Origin of the sequence: Marinobacter salinus (assembly GCF_001854125.1) — a bacterium.
GTDB classification, from domain to species: Bacteria; Pseudomonadota; Gammaproteobacteria; order Pseudomonadales; family Oleiphilaceae; genus Marinobacter; species Marinobacter salinus.
Genome location: NZ_CP017715.1, coordinates 2,813,269 through 2,829,603, shown reverse-complemented (window position 1 = coordinate 2,829,603; position 16,335 = coordinate 2,813,269). Strand labels below are relative to the sequence as shown.

Annotated in this window: 13 protein-coding genes; 8 read left to right on the top strand and 5 right to left on the bottom strand. The window is 58.2% G+C overall.

Annotated features, from left to right (window positions below; translation table 11 throughout):
• Position 1: 1 nt before the first annotated feature.
• The 4 genes from BKP64_RS13160 to BKP64_RS13145 form a co-directional block, all read right to left on the bottom strand.
• Positions 2 to 814 (bottom strand): uroporphyrinogen-III synthase, encoded by an 813-nt coding sequence (locus tag BKP64_RS13160; RefSeq protein ID WP_070970860.1) that lies wholly within the window; start codon positions 812 to 814, stop codon positions 2 to 4.
• Complete coding sequence (gene hemC, locus BKP64_RS13155; protein WP_070970857.1) at positions 795 to 1,736, bottom strand: hydroxymethylbilane synthase; 942 nt, start codon at positions 1,734 to 1,736, stop codon at positions 795 to 797. Before hemC ends, BKP64_RS13160 begins: the two co-directional genes overlap by 20 nt.
• 93 nt (positions 1,737 to 1,829) lie before the next feature.
• The gene (locus BKP64_RS13150; protein WP_070970855.1) at positions 1,830 to 2,591 is read right to left on the bottom strand and encodes a LytR/AlgR family response regulator transcription factor; all 762 of its coding nucleotides are present in this window, start codon (positions 2,589 to 2,591) and stop codon (positions 1,830 to 1,832) included.
• Positions 2,592 to 2,600: 9 nt separating this feature from the next.
• Positions 2,601 to 3,647: a sensor histidine kinase gene (locus tag BKP64_RS13145; protein ID WP_070970852.1), complete on the bottom strand. Its 1,047-nt coding sequence runs from the start codon at positions 3,645 to 3,647 to the stop codon at positions 2,601 to 2,603.
• Positions 3,648 to 3,766: 119 nt separating this feature from the next.
• Between BKP64_RS13145 and argH the strand changes: the two genes are divergently transcribed.
• Entirely contained in the window at positions 3,767 to 5,176 is a 1,410-nt protein-coding gene (argH, locus tag BKP64_RS13140) for an argininosuccinate lyase (RefSeq protein WP_070970849.1), read from the top strand.
• Positions 5,177 to 5,198: 22 nt separating this feature from the next.
• On the opposite strand, the gene BKP64_RS13135 is transcribed toward argH, so the two are convergent.
• Entirely contained in the window at positions 5,199 to 7,643 is a 2,445-nt protein-coding gene (locus BKP64_RS13135) for an EAL domain-containing protein (RefSeq protein ID WP_070970846.1), read from the bottom strand.
• A 146-nt stretch (positions 7,644 to 7,789) separates the two neighbouring features.
• Between BKP64_RS13135 and BKP64_RS13130 the strand changes: the two genes are divergently transcribed.
• From BKP64_RS13130 to BKP64_RS13100, 7 genes are all read left to right on the top strand, one after another.
• Complete coding sequence (locus BKP64_RS13130) at positions 7,790 to 10,648, top strand: class I adenylate cyclase (RefSeq protein ID WP_070970843.1); 2,859 nt, start codon at positions 7,790 to 7,792, stop codon at positions 10,646 to 10,648.
• 65 nt (positions 10,649 to 10,713) lie between these two features.
• Positions 10,714 to 10,893, top strand: coding sequence for an LPS translocon maturation chaperone LptM (gene lptM / locus BKP64_RS13125; RefSeq protein WP_070970840.1), 180 nt, complete (start codon positions 10,714 to 10,716; stop codon positions 10,891 to 10,893).
• A 40-nt stretch (positions 10,894 to 10,933) separates the two neighbouring features.
• On the top strand, positions 10,934 to 12,184 hold the full coding sequence (lysA, locus tag BKP64_RS13120; protein WP_070970837.1) for a diaminopimelate decarboxylase: 1,251 nt from the start codon (positions 10,934 to 10,936) through the stop codon (positions 12,182 to 12,184).
• A gap of 14 nt (positions 12,185 to 12,198) precedes the next feature.
• On the top strand, positions 12,199 to 13,113 hold the full coding sequence (dapF, locus tag BKP64_RS13115) for a diaminopimelate epimerase (protein ID WP_070973683.1): 915 nt from the start codon (positions 12,199 to 12,201) through the stop codon (positions 13,111 to 13,113).
• 16 nt (positions 13,114 to 13,129) lie between these two features.
• Positions 13,130 to 13,876 (top strand): DUF484 family protein, encoded by a 747-nt coding sequence (locus BKP64_RS13110; protein ID WP_070970834.1) that lies wholly within the window; start codon positions 13,130 to 13,132, stop codon positions 13,874 to 13,876.
• 1 nt (position 13,877) lies between these two features.
• Complete coding sequence (xerC, locus tag BKP64_RS13105; RefSeq protein WP_227515391.1) at positions 13,878 to 14,846, top strand: tyrosine recombinase XerC; 969 nt, start codon at positions 13,878 to 13,880, stop codon at positions 14,844 to 14,846.
• Positions 14,847 to 14,906: 60 nt separating this feature from the next.
• Entirely contained in the window at positions 14,907 to 16,331 is a 1,425-nt protein-coding gene (locus BKP64_RS13100) for a GGDEF domain-containing protein (RefSeq protein ID WP_070970831.1), read from the top strand.
• The last annotated feature ends 4 nt before the right edge of the window (positions 16,332 to 16,335 follow it).

The window sequence follows — 16,335 nt, the reverse complement described above, 5'->3', positions numbered from 1 at the left end:
CTTACTTGGCTTTTCCGGAGCCACCGTCCCGGCCGGTGAGTTGCGCTGCAACGGTGGCCACGATGTCATTATCGGCAAGGCTTCCTGGTATACACGGATTTTTGAATCCTGCTGCCCGGGCCTGTTCGGCAACCCGTTCAGCTGGAACAATCAATAACCTATCGTATAGATTATGGCCGCTATTCGCACATAGTGCGACGAGATTGTTCAAGGTTTCTCCAGACAGGGCGACGATGGCCTCCGGTGCAAAGGCGCCGAGAATGTCGCTGAGCTCTTTCGGCGGGTAGTCTGGACTGAACCGTCGATAAAGTGGCAAGGGGGTGACCCTGGCCCCGCGAGCCTCAAGGGTTTGACGGATCAGCTCGCGTCCATTTGTGCCTCGGGCGAGCAGAACCTTTTGGCCTTTGACCTGCGTCAGGGATGGCAGCGTCAGTAACGCTTCACTGGTCCAGCCCTGAGCAGGCGCACGTGTGCTCAGGCCGTGCTTTGTGAGCACAGAGGCTGTTGCTGCACCCACCGCATACCACCGGATGCCGGCTGGAATCTGGGGCCACCAGGCATCCAGTTCGTCCAGCAGTAACCGGGCCGCATAGGGGCTGACCGTGATGATATGGGAGAATTGGTCAAGGTTCAGAATCAGGGTGCGCCGCTCCGGCGTTTCCGGCAGCGGTTCCCGTTCGATAAGGGGGAGTACGCGAACCATCGCGCCCGCATCGCGGAAGCGGTCGGCGAGCCTGGTGGCTTCGGGTTCCGGCCGGCAGATCAGGATCCGCCGGCCGCGGAGATCGGGCAATTCAGCGCGGGGTATGGCCATAGATTTCAGCCAGTACCTTGTCGGCTCCTAACGCGAGCAGATCTTCTGCCAGCTCCCGGCCAAGTCGTTCGCCTTCGGCGCGGGGCGCCCGGCCTTCGACCCGGAAAATCTGGGAGCCGTCGACGGCTCCTACCAAACCGCGTAACCAGATGGTGTTCTCATCTTCAAGCAGTGCGTAGGCGGCAATCGGGACCTGGCAGCCACCTTCGAGACGACGGTTCAGGGCTCGCTCTGCCGATACCCGGTCCCATGTGTCGATATGATTGAGTGGCGAGAGCATGGCCAGCAGTTCGTTGTCATCTACCCGGCATTCTATACCCAGAGCACCCTGGCCAACCGCGGGCAGGGAGATGGTATCTGGCATGCAATAGCGTATCCGCTCGTGGAAACCGAGGCGTTTGAGGCCGGAGCTTGCCAGTACAATTGCGTCGTAATCGCCGGCATCCAGTTTCGCCAGCCGAGTATTCACATTGCCACGCAATACACGGATTTCGAGGTCCGGACGGTAGGCGCGCAGCTGGGCTTCCCGGCGCAGGCTGGCGGTGCCTACCACAGCACCGTCCGGCAGCGTATCAACGTTGTCGTACTGGTTGCTGACGAACGCATCCGTCGGATCTTCCCGCTCGCAGATGGCGACGAGGCCAAGCCCTTCAGGGAACTCCATGGGGACGTCTTTCATGGAATGAACGGCTAGGTCCGCACGGCCATCCAGCATGGCTTCTTCCAGTTCCTTCACAAACAGACCCTTACCGCCGATCTTCGCCAGTGGAACGTCAAGAATCTTGTCGCCCTGGGTTTTGATCTTGACCAGCTCCACGTCGAGGTTATCGTTCAGACGTTCCAGCTCGGACTTGATGAATTCTGCCTGCCAGAGAGCAAGTGCGCTGCTGCGGGTTGCGATGCGAAGGGTACGTTTTGACATGACACTCACTGTCGGTTCGGAAAATGTCCGCCAAGGGTACCTTGTGACAGCAAAAAAGTCCCGCCGTGGATGCCGGGATGTCCCGAGAGCAAATTAACCCGGTTGATGTTCCTGAAGCCATTGCCGCACGCTGCTCGAATGACGCCTGCTGACGGGCAGCTTGCCTCGCCCATCCCTGAGCACAACCGTGTTCTGTCCATCCGGTGAACGATTAAGGGCCTGAATGAAGCGGACACCGACCAGCGTGTGACGGTGCGTGCGCAGAAGATGGTGGGGGTAGGTGCTTTCCAGTTCCTTGAGCGTGTAGTCGCAGACCGTTTCGCCCCGGGTATGGTGCAGGGTGACGTACTTCTGGTCGGCCTCACAGTACAGAATAGTGGTCAGGTCAATCAGCTCGGTGCCCCGGTGTGTGCGCACAGCCAGTTGTTCGTCGCTCTGGTCAGTCTGGTCGGTCAGAGTCTGCAATTGCACACGATTGACCCGCCCGACCCGGTCCAGGGCATCGGCCAGTGCTTCCTTGCGAACAGGCTTGAGCAGGTAGGCCCTGGCCTGAACGCCAAAGGCCTGAATTGCGTAGTGATCGTAGGCGGTGCAGAAAATCAGCGCAGGCGGGTTGGCCAGTTGATCCAGACGAGTCGCCGCTTCCATGCCATCCATGCCGGGCATGCGGATATCCAGCAGGAGAATGTCTGGCTCCAGGTCGGCGACCTGCTTGAGTGCAGCGTCGCCGTCTGCTGCTTCGCCACATACGCGATAGCCTGGCAAGGCCTCCACAAGACGCCGCAAGCGCTCTCTTGCCAGAGGTTCGTCGTCCGCGATAAGGATGCTGCGTGTTGGGGATGCCTCAGTGTTCATATCCGGGTGTCATGTCCTTTTCCGGGAAGCCGGCTGAGCATTGGCGCTTTGCTTTGGAAGCCTGAGGGTAACCGTATAAATGTCGTTTTGGTGGCTCTGTTTGAGCACCGCCGGTTCGCCAAAAAGAGCCTGGAGGCGAGAGCGGATATTGGCCAGGGCCATGCGGTTGCCTTCATGCTGGCGATTGTTATGATCCGGCTTGGGGTTCTGCACCATCAAGTATACAAAATTGCCACGGGTCTGCGCCTCAATGCGAACGATGCCGCCATCCGGCCGGGGCTGGATACCGTGATAGATGGCATTTTCCACGAGGGGCTGCAGGGTCAGGGGCGGAATGGCCTGTTGCTCAAGCCCTGGTTGAATTGCCCACTCCAGGGTCAGCCTGTCCCCGAGCCGCAGTGACTCAATGGCAAGATAACGCTTACAAAGGTCCAGTTCCCGTGAGAGGGGAATGAGCTGGTCACCCGTTCGCAGACTGGCGCGGAACAGCTCCGATAGATCCAGTACCGCTTCTTCCGCCTGATCCGGGTTGATTGCAATCAGGCTGGCGATGGTGTTCATGCTGTTGAACAGGAAGTGGGGTTGGATGCGCGCCTGAAGCGCGGTCAGATGAGCCTGCATTTCCGCTTCGCGCTGTTGTTGCCACTGGTGCTGCAGGTAGAAATAACGGAGCACCATCAGGACGATCATAAGCGCCAACAACTGCTTCTTCGCGATGCCCTGCCAGACCGCTACGCCGGGCTGGGGGTGAAGTACGCTGTCCGCGAACAGGCTGAAGGCAAGAACATCCAGCAGGACAATGGCCACGATGCCGAGCGTGGCCCGGGCGATTGACATTCGGGCGAGTCGGCTGCGAAGGAGGCAGATCAAGGCGGCGCTGGTAAGGGTCGTCCACTGCACGAACAGCGACAGCAGGCCAAAATAGTTCCAGTCGATCCATCCGGCTTCCGCCTGCACGATGGCCAGCACCAGAACCAGCAGTTCGCTGGTCACCAGCAGTAAAAACACCGCCCGTACCCGGCACAGGTCCGGAACGAAGAATTCGCTGGCTGTCACACCTTTGTCGGCGTTCAGGGGTGTCTCCTTTACACGGGTCAGAATGTTATACTCCCGTTACTTTCAATGTACCCAATTCCCGCCAGATGATGCCGGGCTGTCAGCAGGAAAGATAGACCATGACGGATCAGAAAAAGTCTGACCAGACCTCAACCTCCGAAAAACCCTGGGGCGGACGCTTCAGCGAACCTACCGATGCCTTTGTTGAGCGCTTTACCGCATCCGTCGGTTTCGATCAGCGTCTTTATCATCATGACATTACCGGTTCTATTGCTCACGCCACCATGCTGGCGGCTGTGGGTGTTCTGACCGAGGATGAGCGGGACACCATTATCGAAGGTCTGAAGGCCGTCAAGGCAGACATTGAAGCTGGCACCTTCCAGTGGTCTGTCAGTCTTGAAGACGTTCACATGAATGTGGAGGCCCGCCTGACCGACCGCATCGGTATCACGGGCAAAAAGCTGCATACCGGTCGTAGCCGGAATGATCAGGTGGCAACGGACATTCGCCTTTACCTGCGTGACGAGATTGACGTCATCGCCGAGGAACTGAAACGTCTGCAGGCGGGCCTGCTGGAGCTTGCGGAAAAAGAAGCGGATACCATCATGCCGGGTTTTACCCACCTTCAGACGGCCCAGCCAGTGACCTTTGGTCACCACCTGTTGGCTTGGTATGAAATGCTGGTGCGTGATGCGGACCGACTGCAGGACTGCCGCAAACGTGTCAACGTGATGCCCCTTGGTGCAGCCGCTCTGGCTGGAACCACATACCCCATAGACCGGCGCATGACGGCGAAACTACTTGGTTTCGACCGCCCAAGCGAGAACTCGCTGGATTCCGTGAGTGACCGGGATTTCGCCATTGAATTCTGCAGCTTCGCCGCTCTGCTGATGACGCACCTGTCCCGTTTTAGTGAGGAGTTGGTGCTGTGGACGTCTGCCCAGTTCGATTTCATTGATCTGCCGGATCGCTTCTGCACCGGTTCTTCCATCATGCCGCAGAAGAAGAACCCGGATGTGCCTGAGCTGGTCCGGGGTAAAACCGGCCGGGTGAATGGTCACCTGGTCAGCCTGCTGACTTTGATGAAGAGCCAGCCGCTGGCCTACAACAAGGACAACCAGGAAGACAAGGAACCCCTGTTTGATACTGTTGATACCGTCAAGGGGTGCCTGAAGGCATACGCTGACATGGTTCCTGCCATTCGCGCCAAGGCCGATAACATGCGTGTGGCGGCCAAGCGTGGCTTCTCAACGGCAACGGACCTGGCGGATTACCTGGTGAAGAAAGGCGTTCCGTTCAGGGATGCCCATGAAATCGTCGGCAAGTCCGTCGCCTTTGGTGTTGCAGAGGAGCGTGACCTGTCGGACATGACCCTGGAAGAGCTGCAGCGATTTTCCGATGTGATTGGTGATGATGTGTTCGATGTGCTGACGCTTGAGGGTTCAGTACAGGCTCGTGATCACCTTGGCGGCACTGCACCGGATCAAGTACGGGCTGCCGTTGGACGGGCCCGCCAGCAACTGGGTTAATCCAGCGTCCCGGGCGTAACGGCTAGCCGCCGATGCGCCCGGTGGTCAGGTCGACGGCTGCCGGAGTAAGGTCGGCCAAAGGTCTGGGCTTTGACAACCTGAAGCCCTGGCCATAGTGAATGCCCAGGGTTCTTACCTTGCTGAGCGTGTTATCGCTTTCGATAAACGTTGCCACGGTGGTTTTGCCCGCCGCTTCGGCAATGCGATGTAAAGCTTCAACCATGACCTGCTGTACTGGATCGTTCTCCAGGTGCTGCATGACTCTCCGGTCCAGCTTGATGATGTCTACCGGCAGTTTGGCCGCCAGGCTGTAACTCTCGACAGAGGCGCCGGCGCCATCCAATGCCACCCGGCAGCCGACTCGATGAAGTGTGTCGCACAGCACTGATACGTCGTCCGGATACTGGGAAGCATGGGACTCCCTGATTTCGAGGCAGAAACATTCGGGGGCAAACGGGCTCTCCCGCAAAACGCTTTCCATAAAGTCCGCAAGAGTGTCGTCCAGTACACTGGCGAGGGACAGGTTGAATCCACAGTACTTTATCCGTGGTTCCAGCAGGCGATGCTGGCCTAGCCAGTCCACTGTCTGACGAATAACCTGGCGGTCCAGCCGTTTGGCGAGATCGAAACGTTCTGCCACCGGCAGGAACTGATCAGGTAGCAGCAACTCCTCGCCGTGACTGTCTCCCGGTATCCGGCACAGGATTTCAATATAATCGCCCCAAGTGACACTCGCGACCGGACGCAATGATTGATACTCCAGGATCAGCCGGCCACCATCCAGCGCCTGGCGTATCTGTTCCAGGCGCTTGCCCGCCATGCTCTCGTCAGCGTGTCTGTTCAAGGCATGGCCGGCATGAATCCGGTTTCGTCCGGAGGTCTTTGCGGTATGGCAAAGATCCGATGCCTGGCTCAGAAGGTGTTCCGGGTCGCAGGGAGCATCTTTGTCCATCACCAGCAAACCACCGGAGGCCGTTGTCTGTAGCTTGTGGTTCTGCCACTCAAAAACAAACTCACCAATCAGTGCCAGAGTGTTATCGGCGATTTTTCGGGCCCTCGCTTCGGGGCAGTTCTCTATGAGCAGGGCAAAGGTATCGCCGGACAGCCGGGCCAGAGCATCGCGCTGGCGTACGCGAACACCCAGGTTGCCGGCCAGTTCACGAAGGTAGCGGTCACAAGTGCCGCTTCCGGCAAGCTCGTTGAAGCGTTCGAACTCGTCCAGATCCAGATAAAGAATGCTGTCACAGGATTCCCGGTGGGTTTTCTGCTCCAACGTTCGCAGGAGTCGGGCAATGAACTCACGGCGGTTCATCAGCCCGGTGACCGGGTCGTGACGAATACGGTATTCACTGCTGCCGGCATGGTTTGCCCGGCTGCTTATGTCTCGCGCCACATGTACGGCTCCGATCACGTCCCCCTGGTCGTTAATAAGTCGCTGGTAGTGGAATTCGTAGACGGGTAATTCACGGTTTTGCTGGGCCAGTGGCATTTCCACAACGAAGCTTTCCCGGTCAAACGCCCGTTGCCAAAGCCGTTCGACCAGCCTTCGTTCGTTAGGGTGATCTTGCAGTAGTTGCTTCAGATTATCTCCGTGGGCGGGTGTCGCTCCGAAGGTGCTGGCAAACTGCCGGACAAACGAATGGTTGCAGTGTGTGAGGTTCAGTTCCCGGTCTACCGCAACAACCAGATCAGGCGTTGCTTGTGTAGTGGCGGTTAAAACCTGCTCTGCCTGACGGCGAGCCGCGTTGCGGTGCATTTCGGCGGTGTGGTCAACAAGGGTGCCCCCAAGCAGTTGTTTCCGGCCCGCTGTTTTAAGCGCCTTGCCATAGAGGGTCACCCTCCGGGTGGTTTGTTTTGCTGTGAGAAGGTTCAGCTCCAGCGAGAAGGGAGCCCCGGCCCGGATGCAGCGTCGAAACAGGGCACGCACCCTGGCCTGGCCGCTTTGACAGTAAAACAGTGCCTGTTCCGGAGTGATTTCGCTGCCCGGGCGCAGTTCGAGTAGTCTGAAGATGCCTTCGGTCCAGGTCATCTTATTGCTGTGGGTGTCGAGTTCCCAGATTCCGAAACTGGCATTGTCTTCGGCGGACCGCAGAAGACTCGGGGCCATGGCGGAGTTGTCGCGGTGGGTAATACTGGCACTGGCAGCCTTGTCTGAATCCCTCATGTCCAGGCGCAGGCCAAGGCACGCGGTGTAGAAGAAACCCTCTTTGTGCCGGAAAGTAACCAGAACGCTCTGGCCGCTTTCAATCTGGTGCCGGTTGGCAGGAGCAAAGGGGTCGTCCTGTTGCGACGCGAGTATCCGGTGGACCGGCTGGCCCTCCAGTTCGCTGGCCCCGTATCCCAGCACCGTTTCGGCATGGTGATCGGCCAACAGAACCCGGCCCTCATCATCAATGCGCAGAAGCGTGCTACGCTCGGGATTCTGGGGCTGGTCAGAACGATAGCGGCGAATGACGAATTCTTTCACGACGGGTGAGCCTCGGTTTACTGCGGTATGATTGGACGAGTCGCCAGGCGCGCGCCGGCACCGCTTTTATTTTTTTGTCGGTTTTGCCACGATGCGATCATCATACTGATCCTGAGACTGAAAAGAACCTCTCCGCCGGAGCTGCCTTGACTGTTCATACTGTGCCGATTGTCCTCGATTTTGATGAGGGTATAGATCGAAAGACCCTGCGTCGCCTGAGGGACCGGTTTCTTGCGGTTAATCGGCAGCGATGGGAAAGGGCGCACTCGGCACTGACCTATCGCCAGCAGATCGTGCTGGAAATCCTGCCTCTTGTATTTCACATCAATCATCCTGCCTTGCCTGGCTACGTTGACGGTGATTGCCCCTACGGTTTGAGTCACTATCAGCCTTCCGAGCTCACCCTCAGCGCCGCGAGGCGACTGTCGCGTACCTTCAGTCTGCGGGATGAAGGCAAGCGCAAGCCGGACCTGGATGCCCTGTTTCTCATGGGCAGTCCCGGCACACTCGGACACTCGGTAGCCAGTGACCTGGACCTCTGGTTGTGCCATCGAAGCGACCTGCCGGACCGGGGTGTTCAGTGCCTGGAACGCAAGGCCGAACAGCTTTCGCGCTGGGCGGCGACTCTCGGGGTCGAGCTGCATGTGTTCGTGTTCTGCGCAGAGGACTGGCGGGCGGGTCGCCAGCGAGCGGAAGTGACTGGCGAGAACTGCGGCAGTGCCCAGCACTTCCTCTTGTTGGATGAGTTCTACCGCACCAGCATTCACCTGGCCGGGTGTCACCCGATATGGTGGCTGATTCCGGCGGATCGCGAAAGTCGCTACGACGAGTGCGTGCGACAATTGGTGGGTTGCCGCTTCATACCCGGTGAGGAGTACATCGATTTTGGCCCGGTACCTGCGATACCTGAAGAAGAGTTTCTGGGAGCCGGTGTCTGGCAGCTTTACAAGGGCATTGATGCGCCGTGGAAGTCCATTCTCAAGCTGTTGCTTATCGAGTGTTACGCCCAGACGGGGGGGCAGCCACTGTTGTCCAGTGTCTTCAAGCAGGCGGTGTTCCTGGGTACAACCGATGCGGATGAGCTGGATCCCTATGTGCTGTTGTATAACCGGCTTGAAAGCTGGCTGTCAGATCCGGACGCCAGACTTCGGTTGGACCTGGTGCGCAGGAGCCTGTACCTGAAAGCGGGGCTTCCACTGACCCGCACCGAGGTGACGCCCGAGCAATGGCGGGTGCGTTTGCTGACGCAGATGGTGGCCCGCTGGGGCTGGCCGGAAACAACGATGAGTGAGCTCGACAATCGGCAGCGGTGGCGGGCGGAAGAGGTCACCGTGCTGCGTCGTACTATCGTCGCGGAACTTACGCACAGCTACCGGTTGCTCTCGAGAATGGCCCGGGAACATGGCACCCGCGCGGCTATCAGCGCGGGTGACATCAACTTGCTCGGGCGTAAATTGTATGCCGCTTTTCAGCGCAAGGCCGGCAAGATCGAGCAGATCAATCCAGGGCTGGCGCCGTCACTGGCGGAAGAAAACCTGGCGTTCCATCATCAGTCGGAGCAGGGCGGTGACGGAGAGGGCTGGCTGTTGTACCGGGATCTTGAAGATCCGGCCGACGCCTTCTGGCAGCCGGTAATAAGGCGATCGGGCAACCTGACAGAATTGATGGTCTGGTGTTACTGCAATGGTCTGCTCACCCGCTCCACCCGGTTAAATTTAAAAGCCGGTCATAGCGTTGCTTCGGTGAGCGAATTAAAAGAAATGCTGGACGCGCTTTCCCGCTTCCTCTCCTTCCCTGTTGAGCCGGCCGATCGTGATGCGCTTTCCCGAGGAGTGCGGCCATTGCGGAACCTGCTGCTGATCAATGTCGGTGTCGACCCGCAGGCGCACCTCACCGAGAAGGGGTTGCATAAATTGAGTGCGAGGCACGATTCTCTCGGATTCAGCGGCGGCAGGGAAAATCTGGTTATCGCCATTGATCAGGTTACTTTTAACAGCTGGCATGAGGTGAGCCTCCAGCATTATGCCGCCGGGGATACACTGATTCAGTGTCTGAAAAATGTGCTGGCTTCAGTAGTCAGTAATCCTTCGGATATCCCGGACATTCAAGTACATAGCCACAATCGCGGCCACGGTACCGCCATTGCCCGCCGGGTTCACGAGTTGTTCAGCGATGTCCTGCGACAGTTCTTCGCGGGTGGTGTGGGCCCGCACCCGTTACGCTACGTAATAGAAATGGACCGCCGCTATTTTTTGCTTCAGTTCAACGGTGCCGAACCGGGGTTTATTGTTCTGGGAAGTTTCGGCGCGCTTCTGGAACATCTGTCCTTGCCTCAGGAACAGTACCTTCCGGTTGTGTTCGATCGTTATGCCATACCTGAAGCGCCGGCGCTCAGGGCGGTGTGCCAGGCCAGTGAGCCCGATAACATCCAGGTGTTCTACCGTATTCGTGGTGAGCGGGCCAGTATATGGGTTGTGGATGAATTGGGGTCGATTTCATTCTGGGAGCAACGCGTTGATAGCCGGCGTTATTTTCTGACGCCGCTGTTGCGGTTTCTCGAAAACCTGATTGAGCGACGCATGCTTCGGCGTAGCGATGTCCCGGCCGTGCTTGCGGGCGTTCAGTGTTATGAGGTTATAAGCCGCGACGGTCACTGGCGGGCCGACTATCGGCCCGGGGATGACTCAGGAACGCCTTTGCCGGGCCTGGAAGTTCAGGCCGTAGGCGTTCAGGAAGGAAGCAGCCGGGTACGCTTTGATATCTTTTGTGGCGAACAGGAATTTACCGTTCAGGAATACGGTGATCGTCTGATTCCGGCGGTTGCTCATTACATCCGGTCGCTGCGACAGAGCCACGAACATTATCCGGTATACCTTACCGATGTACATCTGCCTCATGATCTGGATCCCCAGATATACCAGCAGGATATTCAGACCAGCCAGTACCTTTATTATCGTTCAGTTCTTGAGGAATCACTGAACCGCGAGCTGCAAACCGGGCGATAGCCTTCTCGCCGGACGGGCGGCCTCTCAGGTATACTTCTTTCATAGTGAAACCAGGGGTAGCACGAATGCGCGCTGTGAAAGTTTTGGTCACCGGTTTGGTTCTGATGCTGGCGCTTGTCGGCTGCGGCCAGAAAGGCCCGCTGTACAGGGAGCATCAGGATGCGTCAGCCCTCGCTGCGCTGGATGCGGTTGATTCCGGGGCTGGCAGCGATGATGCGCGCAATGACCAGGGTGCCGGCGAGTAGCCTCCTGCAATCCTTCCCCGCTTAACGAATCAGGAAAACCATGGACCATTTCAATTATCGCAACGGTGAGCTCTTCGCCGAGGATGTGCCTGTCTCCGAAATTGCCGAGCGTTTCGGTACGCCGGCCTATGTTTATTCCCGCGCGACTCTTGAACGCCATTATCGTGCCTATGATGATGCCTTGAGCGGCCGCCCGCACCTGGTGTGCTACGCAGTCAAAGCGAACAGCAACCTGGCGGTTCTGAACGTGTTGGCAAGGCTCGGAGCGGGGTTCGACATAGTGTCAGCTGGTGAGCTGGAGCGGGTGCTGAGATCCGGTGGCGATGCCAGCAAGGTCGTGTTCTCGGGTGTTGGTAAACAGGAATGGGAAATGCAGCGGGCCCTGGAAGCGGGTGTTCGCTGCTTTAATGTCGAGTCTGATACCGAACTGGACCGTCTCAACAAGGTCGCTGGTGAACTGGGTGTCAAGGCGCCGGTTTCGCTGAGGGTCAATCCGGATGTGGATGCGGGGACCCACCCCTATATCTCCACCGGCCTGAAAGAGAACAAGTTCGGGATTGATATTGCCGAGGCTCCGGAGGTCTATGCCAGGGCGGCGACATTGCCGAACCTGGACATTCAGGGTGTCGATTGCCATATCGGGTCCCAGTTGACCTCGGTGTCACCTTTCCTGGATGCTCTGGATCGGGTATTAGCGCTGATTGACAATCTGGCAGCACAGGGTATCCGGATTCACCACCTTGATATCGGTGGTGGTCTCGGGGTTACCTATAATCAGGAGCAGCCACCGCAACCTTCGGATTACGTCAAGGCGCTGGCTGAAAGGCTGGGTGACCGCAAGCTTGAGCTCGTAATGGAGCCGGGTCGCTCCATTGCGGCTAATGCCGGTATTCTGGTGACCCGGGTGGAATTCCTGAAGTGCACGGCCCACCGCAATTTTGCCATCATTGATGCCGCCATGAACGACCTGATCCGGCCAGCCCTCTACAGTGCCTGGCAGTCGATCATTCCGGTCAGGCCGCGTTCGGATGGTGAGGAGAAGTCCTGGGATCTCGTCGGGCCTGTGTGCGAAACCGGCGACTTTCTTGGCAAAGATCGGCAGTTGCGACTTCAGGCCGGCGATCTGTTGGCCGTTCGTTCGGCAGGTGCCTACGGGTTTGTTATGAGTTCCAACTACAACAGCCGTAACCGTCCACCGGAGCTTATGGTGGATGGTGACCAGGTGCACATCGTTCGTCGCCGCGAAACCGTGGAAGATCAGATTGCGCCAGAGAGCTGTTTGCCGGAATGAGTGGGAATCAGGAAATGAGTCAGCAGCGACGTGGGCAGGGTCCTGTGCTCCGCTTTACCAAGATGCACGGTCTGGGCAACGATTTTATGGTTGTCGATGCCATCAGTCAGCCGTTTCGTTTGCGCCCTGAGATGATTCGGGAGTTGGCGGACAGGAACTTCGGAGTCGGCTTTGATCAGCTGCTGGTGGTAGAGCCTCCGGGGTTGCCCGATGTCGACTTTCGCTACCGTATCTTCAATGCGGACGGATCCGAAGTGGAGCAGTGTGGCAATGGCGCCCGGTGTTTTGCCCGCTTTGTGCGGGATCAGCGTCTTACCAACAAGAAGGTGATCAGGGTACAGACGGCCAAGGGTGTGATTGAGCTGCGGGTCGGTAAGGAGGGCATGGTGACGGTCAACATGGGCGTGCCCGAGTTCAATCCGCCTGCCATACCGTTTGCCGCCGATTGTCGAAAGAACGTTTACACGGTCGATGTAGACGGCCAGACCGTCGAGCTCAGCGCCGTTTCCATGGGTAATCCCCACGGGGTCCTGGTGGTGGATGATGTAGACCACGCACCGGTGGAAACTCTGGGGCCCCGCCTGGAAAAACACCCCCGTTTTCCGTCACGGGCCAATATCGGATTCCTGCAGATAGTCGATCGGGGGCATGCCCGCCTGCGGGTATTCGAGCGCGGATCCGGAGAAACCCTGGCCTGTGGCAGCGGCGCCTGTGCTGCTGTGGTGGCGGGCTGTTTGCGTGGTTTGCTGGACCCTCGGGTCGAGGTGGAATTGCGTGGAGGGCCGCTGGTCATTGAATGGCAGGGTGAAGGTACCCCTGTTATGATGGAAGGGCCTGCAACCAGCGTCTTTGAAGGCCAGTTGCGGCTGCCGGGTGATAATAACGGGCGTCGCCGCCGAGGTGGCCGGCCTTTCAAACAACGGTCCTGATACTCAGGAGAGCACGATGACAGAACAAGCGGCCCACCAGAAGGCCGGAGAACTGAGTCGGACGCAGGTGGCAGACTACCTGCGCGACAATCCGGACTTTTTTATCGATCAGGATGAGCTGCTGCGCAGTCTGACCCTGCCCCATGACAGTGGCCGGGCAATTTCCCTGGTGGAGCGCCAGGTGCATCTTTTCCGCGAGCAGCGTGACACGCTCCGCCGGGAGCTGGTTGAACTGGTCTCCATTGCTCGCCATAACGACCGTCTGTTCGAGAAAAGCAAGCGCCTGCTCATGCAGGTTATCGAAGCGCGAAGCCTTAATGACATGGCGTCGGCCATTGATGACAGTATTCGGGGCGATTTTGGTCTCGACGCAGCTTCGGTGCTGCTGTTCACCGATGCAGAATTACCTGAGGCCTCTCAGGGCGCGCTTCATGTGGTCAGCCCAGGCGTAGCACAGGAACGTCTGGGCAGCCTGTTGGAAGGAAGTCGGGCTGTCTGTGGCCAGTTCCGGGAAAGCGAGCGGCAATTTCTTTTTCCTGACCGTGAAGAGCCGATCGCATCGGTCGCTCTGGTGCCCCTGCGCAGCGATGATCTGGTGGGTGTCTTCGCCGTTGGTAGCTGTCAGTCGGGGTATTTTGACCAGAGCATGGGGTCTCTGTTTCTCAGTTATATCAGCGATACGCTGAGTCGGTTGTTGCCTCCCATGGTTCAGCGACATACCAGTGCCGCTCCGGTTGCCGATATTGCGACGGAGTCTCGCTAGAGTGCCAGAGACAAGGGTGCCTGTTACACCGCCCGAGGTGCTCACGGGCCCCATCTCCGATTTTATCCGCCATCTTGCTGCCGAAAAACGACATTCTCCCCGTACCTGCGACGCTTATCAGCGCGATCTGACTCGTCTGGCAACCTGGTTATGGCAGGAAGGGGGCGGCGAGTGGCGCGTGGTCTCCGGCCATGATGTGCGTCGTTATGTGGCGACGCTGAACCGGGAAGGGCTGAGTGGAAGAAGTATCGCGCGTCATTTGTCCTCTGCCCGCCGTTTCTATCAGTTCCTCTTGCGGGAACGCCTGGTGACGGATAACCCTGCCCTCGATATCCGGGCACCCAAAAGTGGCCGGCGGCTGCCCCGGGTGACGGATGTGGATCAGCTCAATCACCTGCTTGATGCCAGCCCTGACGATCCGCTGGAAATGCGGGATCTTTGCATGTTTGAACTGATGTACTCTTCGGGCCTGCGACTCTCTGAGCTGGCTGGACTGAATCTGGATGCAGTTGACCTGAAGGGGGGCGAAGTCCGGGTGCTGGGCAAGGGCAGCAAGGAGCGCGTTTTGCCGGTCGGCCGCAAAGCCCTGAAGGCAATCCGCTGCTGGTTGCCGGTGCGTTCAGGGCTGGCATCAGAGCAGGAACCGGCACTGTTCGTCAGTCGCCGCGGTGACCGATTGAGTCATCGAAGTATTCAGTCCCGTCTCAACCGCTGGGGGCTGAAAAAGGGCGCAGACCAGAAGCTGCATCCCCACATGCTGCGTCATTCCTTTGCCAGCCATATGCTCGAGTCCAGTGGCGACCTGCGCGCGGTTCAGGAACTCCTGGGTCATGCGGATATCGCTACCACTCAAGTCTATACGCACCTCGATTTTCAACATTTGGCTCGTGTTTATGACCAGAGTCACCCCAGAGCTCGTCGTCATCGGTATGATGGGTCGGAACGTAAGGAAATGAACACCGGTGAGTAGCCGGCAAAAAGGTATCAATTCGTCTTCATGTGGTTAACAAGAGCAATACGGGAGCGCTCAATGGCATCGGATCAGTCCTGGAAGGAAAAATATCTTCAGGAAATCGGGGCTGCTGATGACCGGGAAAAACAGTGGAAAGCCGAGCGTAACACACTGGAACGAATGCTGGTGCGCACGAGCCTCGCATCAGAAGGGCAGACACCGGAACTTGACCGGCTTCTGGTCCGTGTTCGAAAGGACCTTCGAAAGAAAAAAGTAGATGTGGAGGCCTGGCGTGAGTTGCAGGAGCAGATCGACCGGCAGGTCGCGCTGCTTGATGAACAGCCCTCTTCCGCGGGCCCCGCCCCTCAGCCGGTGATACAGCCTCAGGAGCCTGCCCCTGCCTCGGAGAGTGAACCTTCCCCGGGCGATGAGCAGGACCTGAAAGATAACACCCAGCGTCTTCGTATTGCCCGTCGCGTAGGTCAGCTTCTGGGGCAGTTGCTGAACCAGGTTTCTCTAGAACCAGCCGCCGAGGCCCGCGCCAGGAGTCTCCAGCAGGCGTTGTTGTCCAGTGATCATTGGGAAGAGCTCCGGGAAGGCCTGAATCATGTTGCCGAGCTTGTCATTGCCGCCGTTACCCGGAGTCAGCGAGAGTTTGAGGCATTTCTGAAGCGCCTTGATGAGCGACTGGAAGTGCTGAGGCAGCACTTTTCCGACCAATCCATAGCCCAGTCCGGCAGGCTCGATGCAACTGAGAATCTGGACCGTGAAATCCGCGAGGAGCTGGAACGGGTCGGTCTCGATATTGAGGCCAGCGATGACCTGCACCAGCTAAAGCAATCAGTCAGTGGCCATCTGGAATCGATCGGTCGGGCAGTTGGGCGTTTTCATGCCCAGGAAACCGAGCGGGAGCAGGTGCTGTCGGAACAGCTCAGTACCATGCGGGAAAAACTCGCAGCCATGGAGGCTCATTCTGAACAGATGCAGGAGCAGGTGCGCCGGGAGCGGCTGCGCGCGATGACCGACCTGCTGACGCAGTTACCAAACCGGGAAGCCTGGCAGGAGCGGCTTTCTTTCGAGTTTAACCGTTGGCAGCGGTATCAGCACCCGCTTACCATCGGTGTGCTCGATATCGACCTGTTCAAGCGGATCAACGACTCTTATGGGCACAAGGCTGGTGATCGTGTGCTGCAGTTGGTGGCAAAGGAATTGAGGGACCGGTTACGAAATACCGATTATATTGCCCGGTATGGCGGCGAAGAGTTTGTGCTTCTACTCCCGGAAACCTTGCCGGACGATGCTCAGGTTGTGATGGACAAACTCAGGCAGCATGTCAGCAACCTGCCGTTTCACTTCAGTGGTGAGCCGGTCACCGTAACCTTCTCTGCGGGGTTGGTGGGATTTGCCCCGGGTGACTCTGAAGATTCGGTGTTTGAGCGCGCCGACCGTGCCCTTTACCTGGCCAAAGGTGCCGGCCGGAACTGTGTCCGCGTCTTCGCCTGAGAGC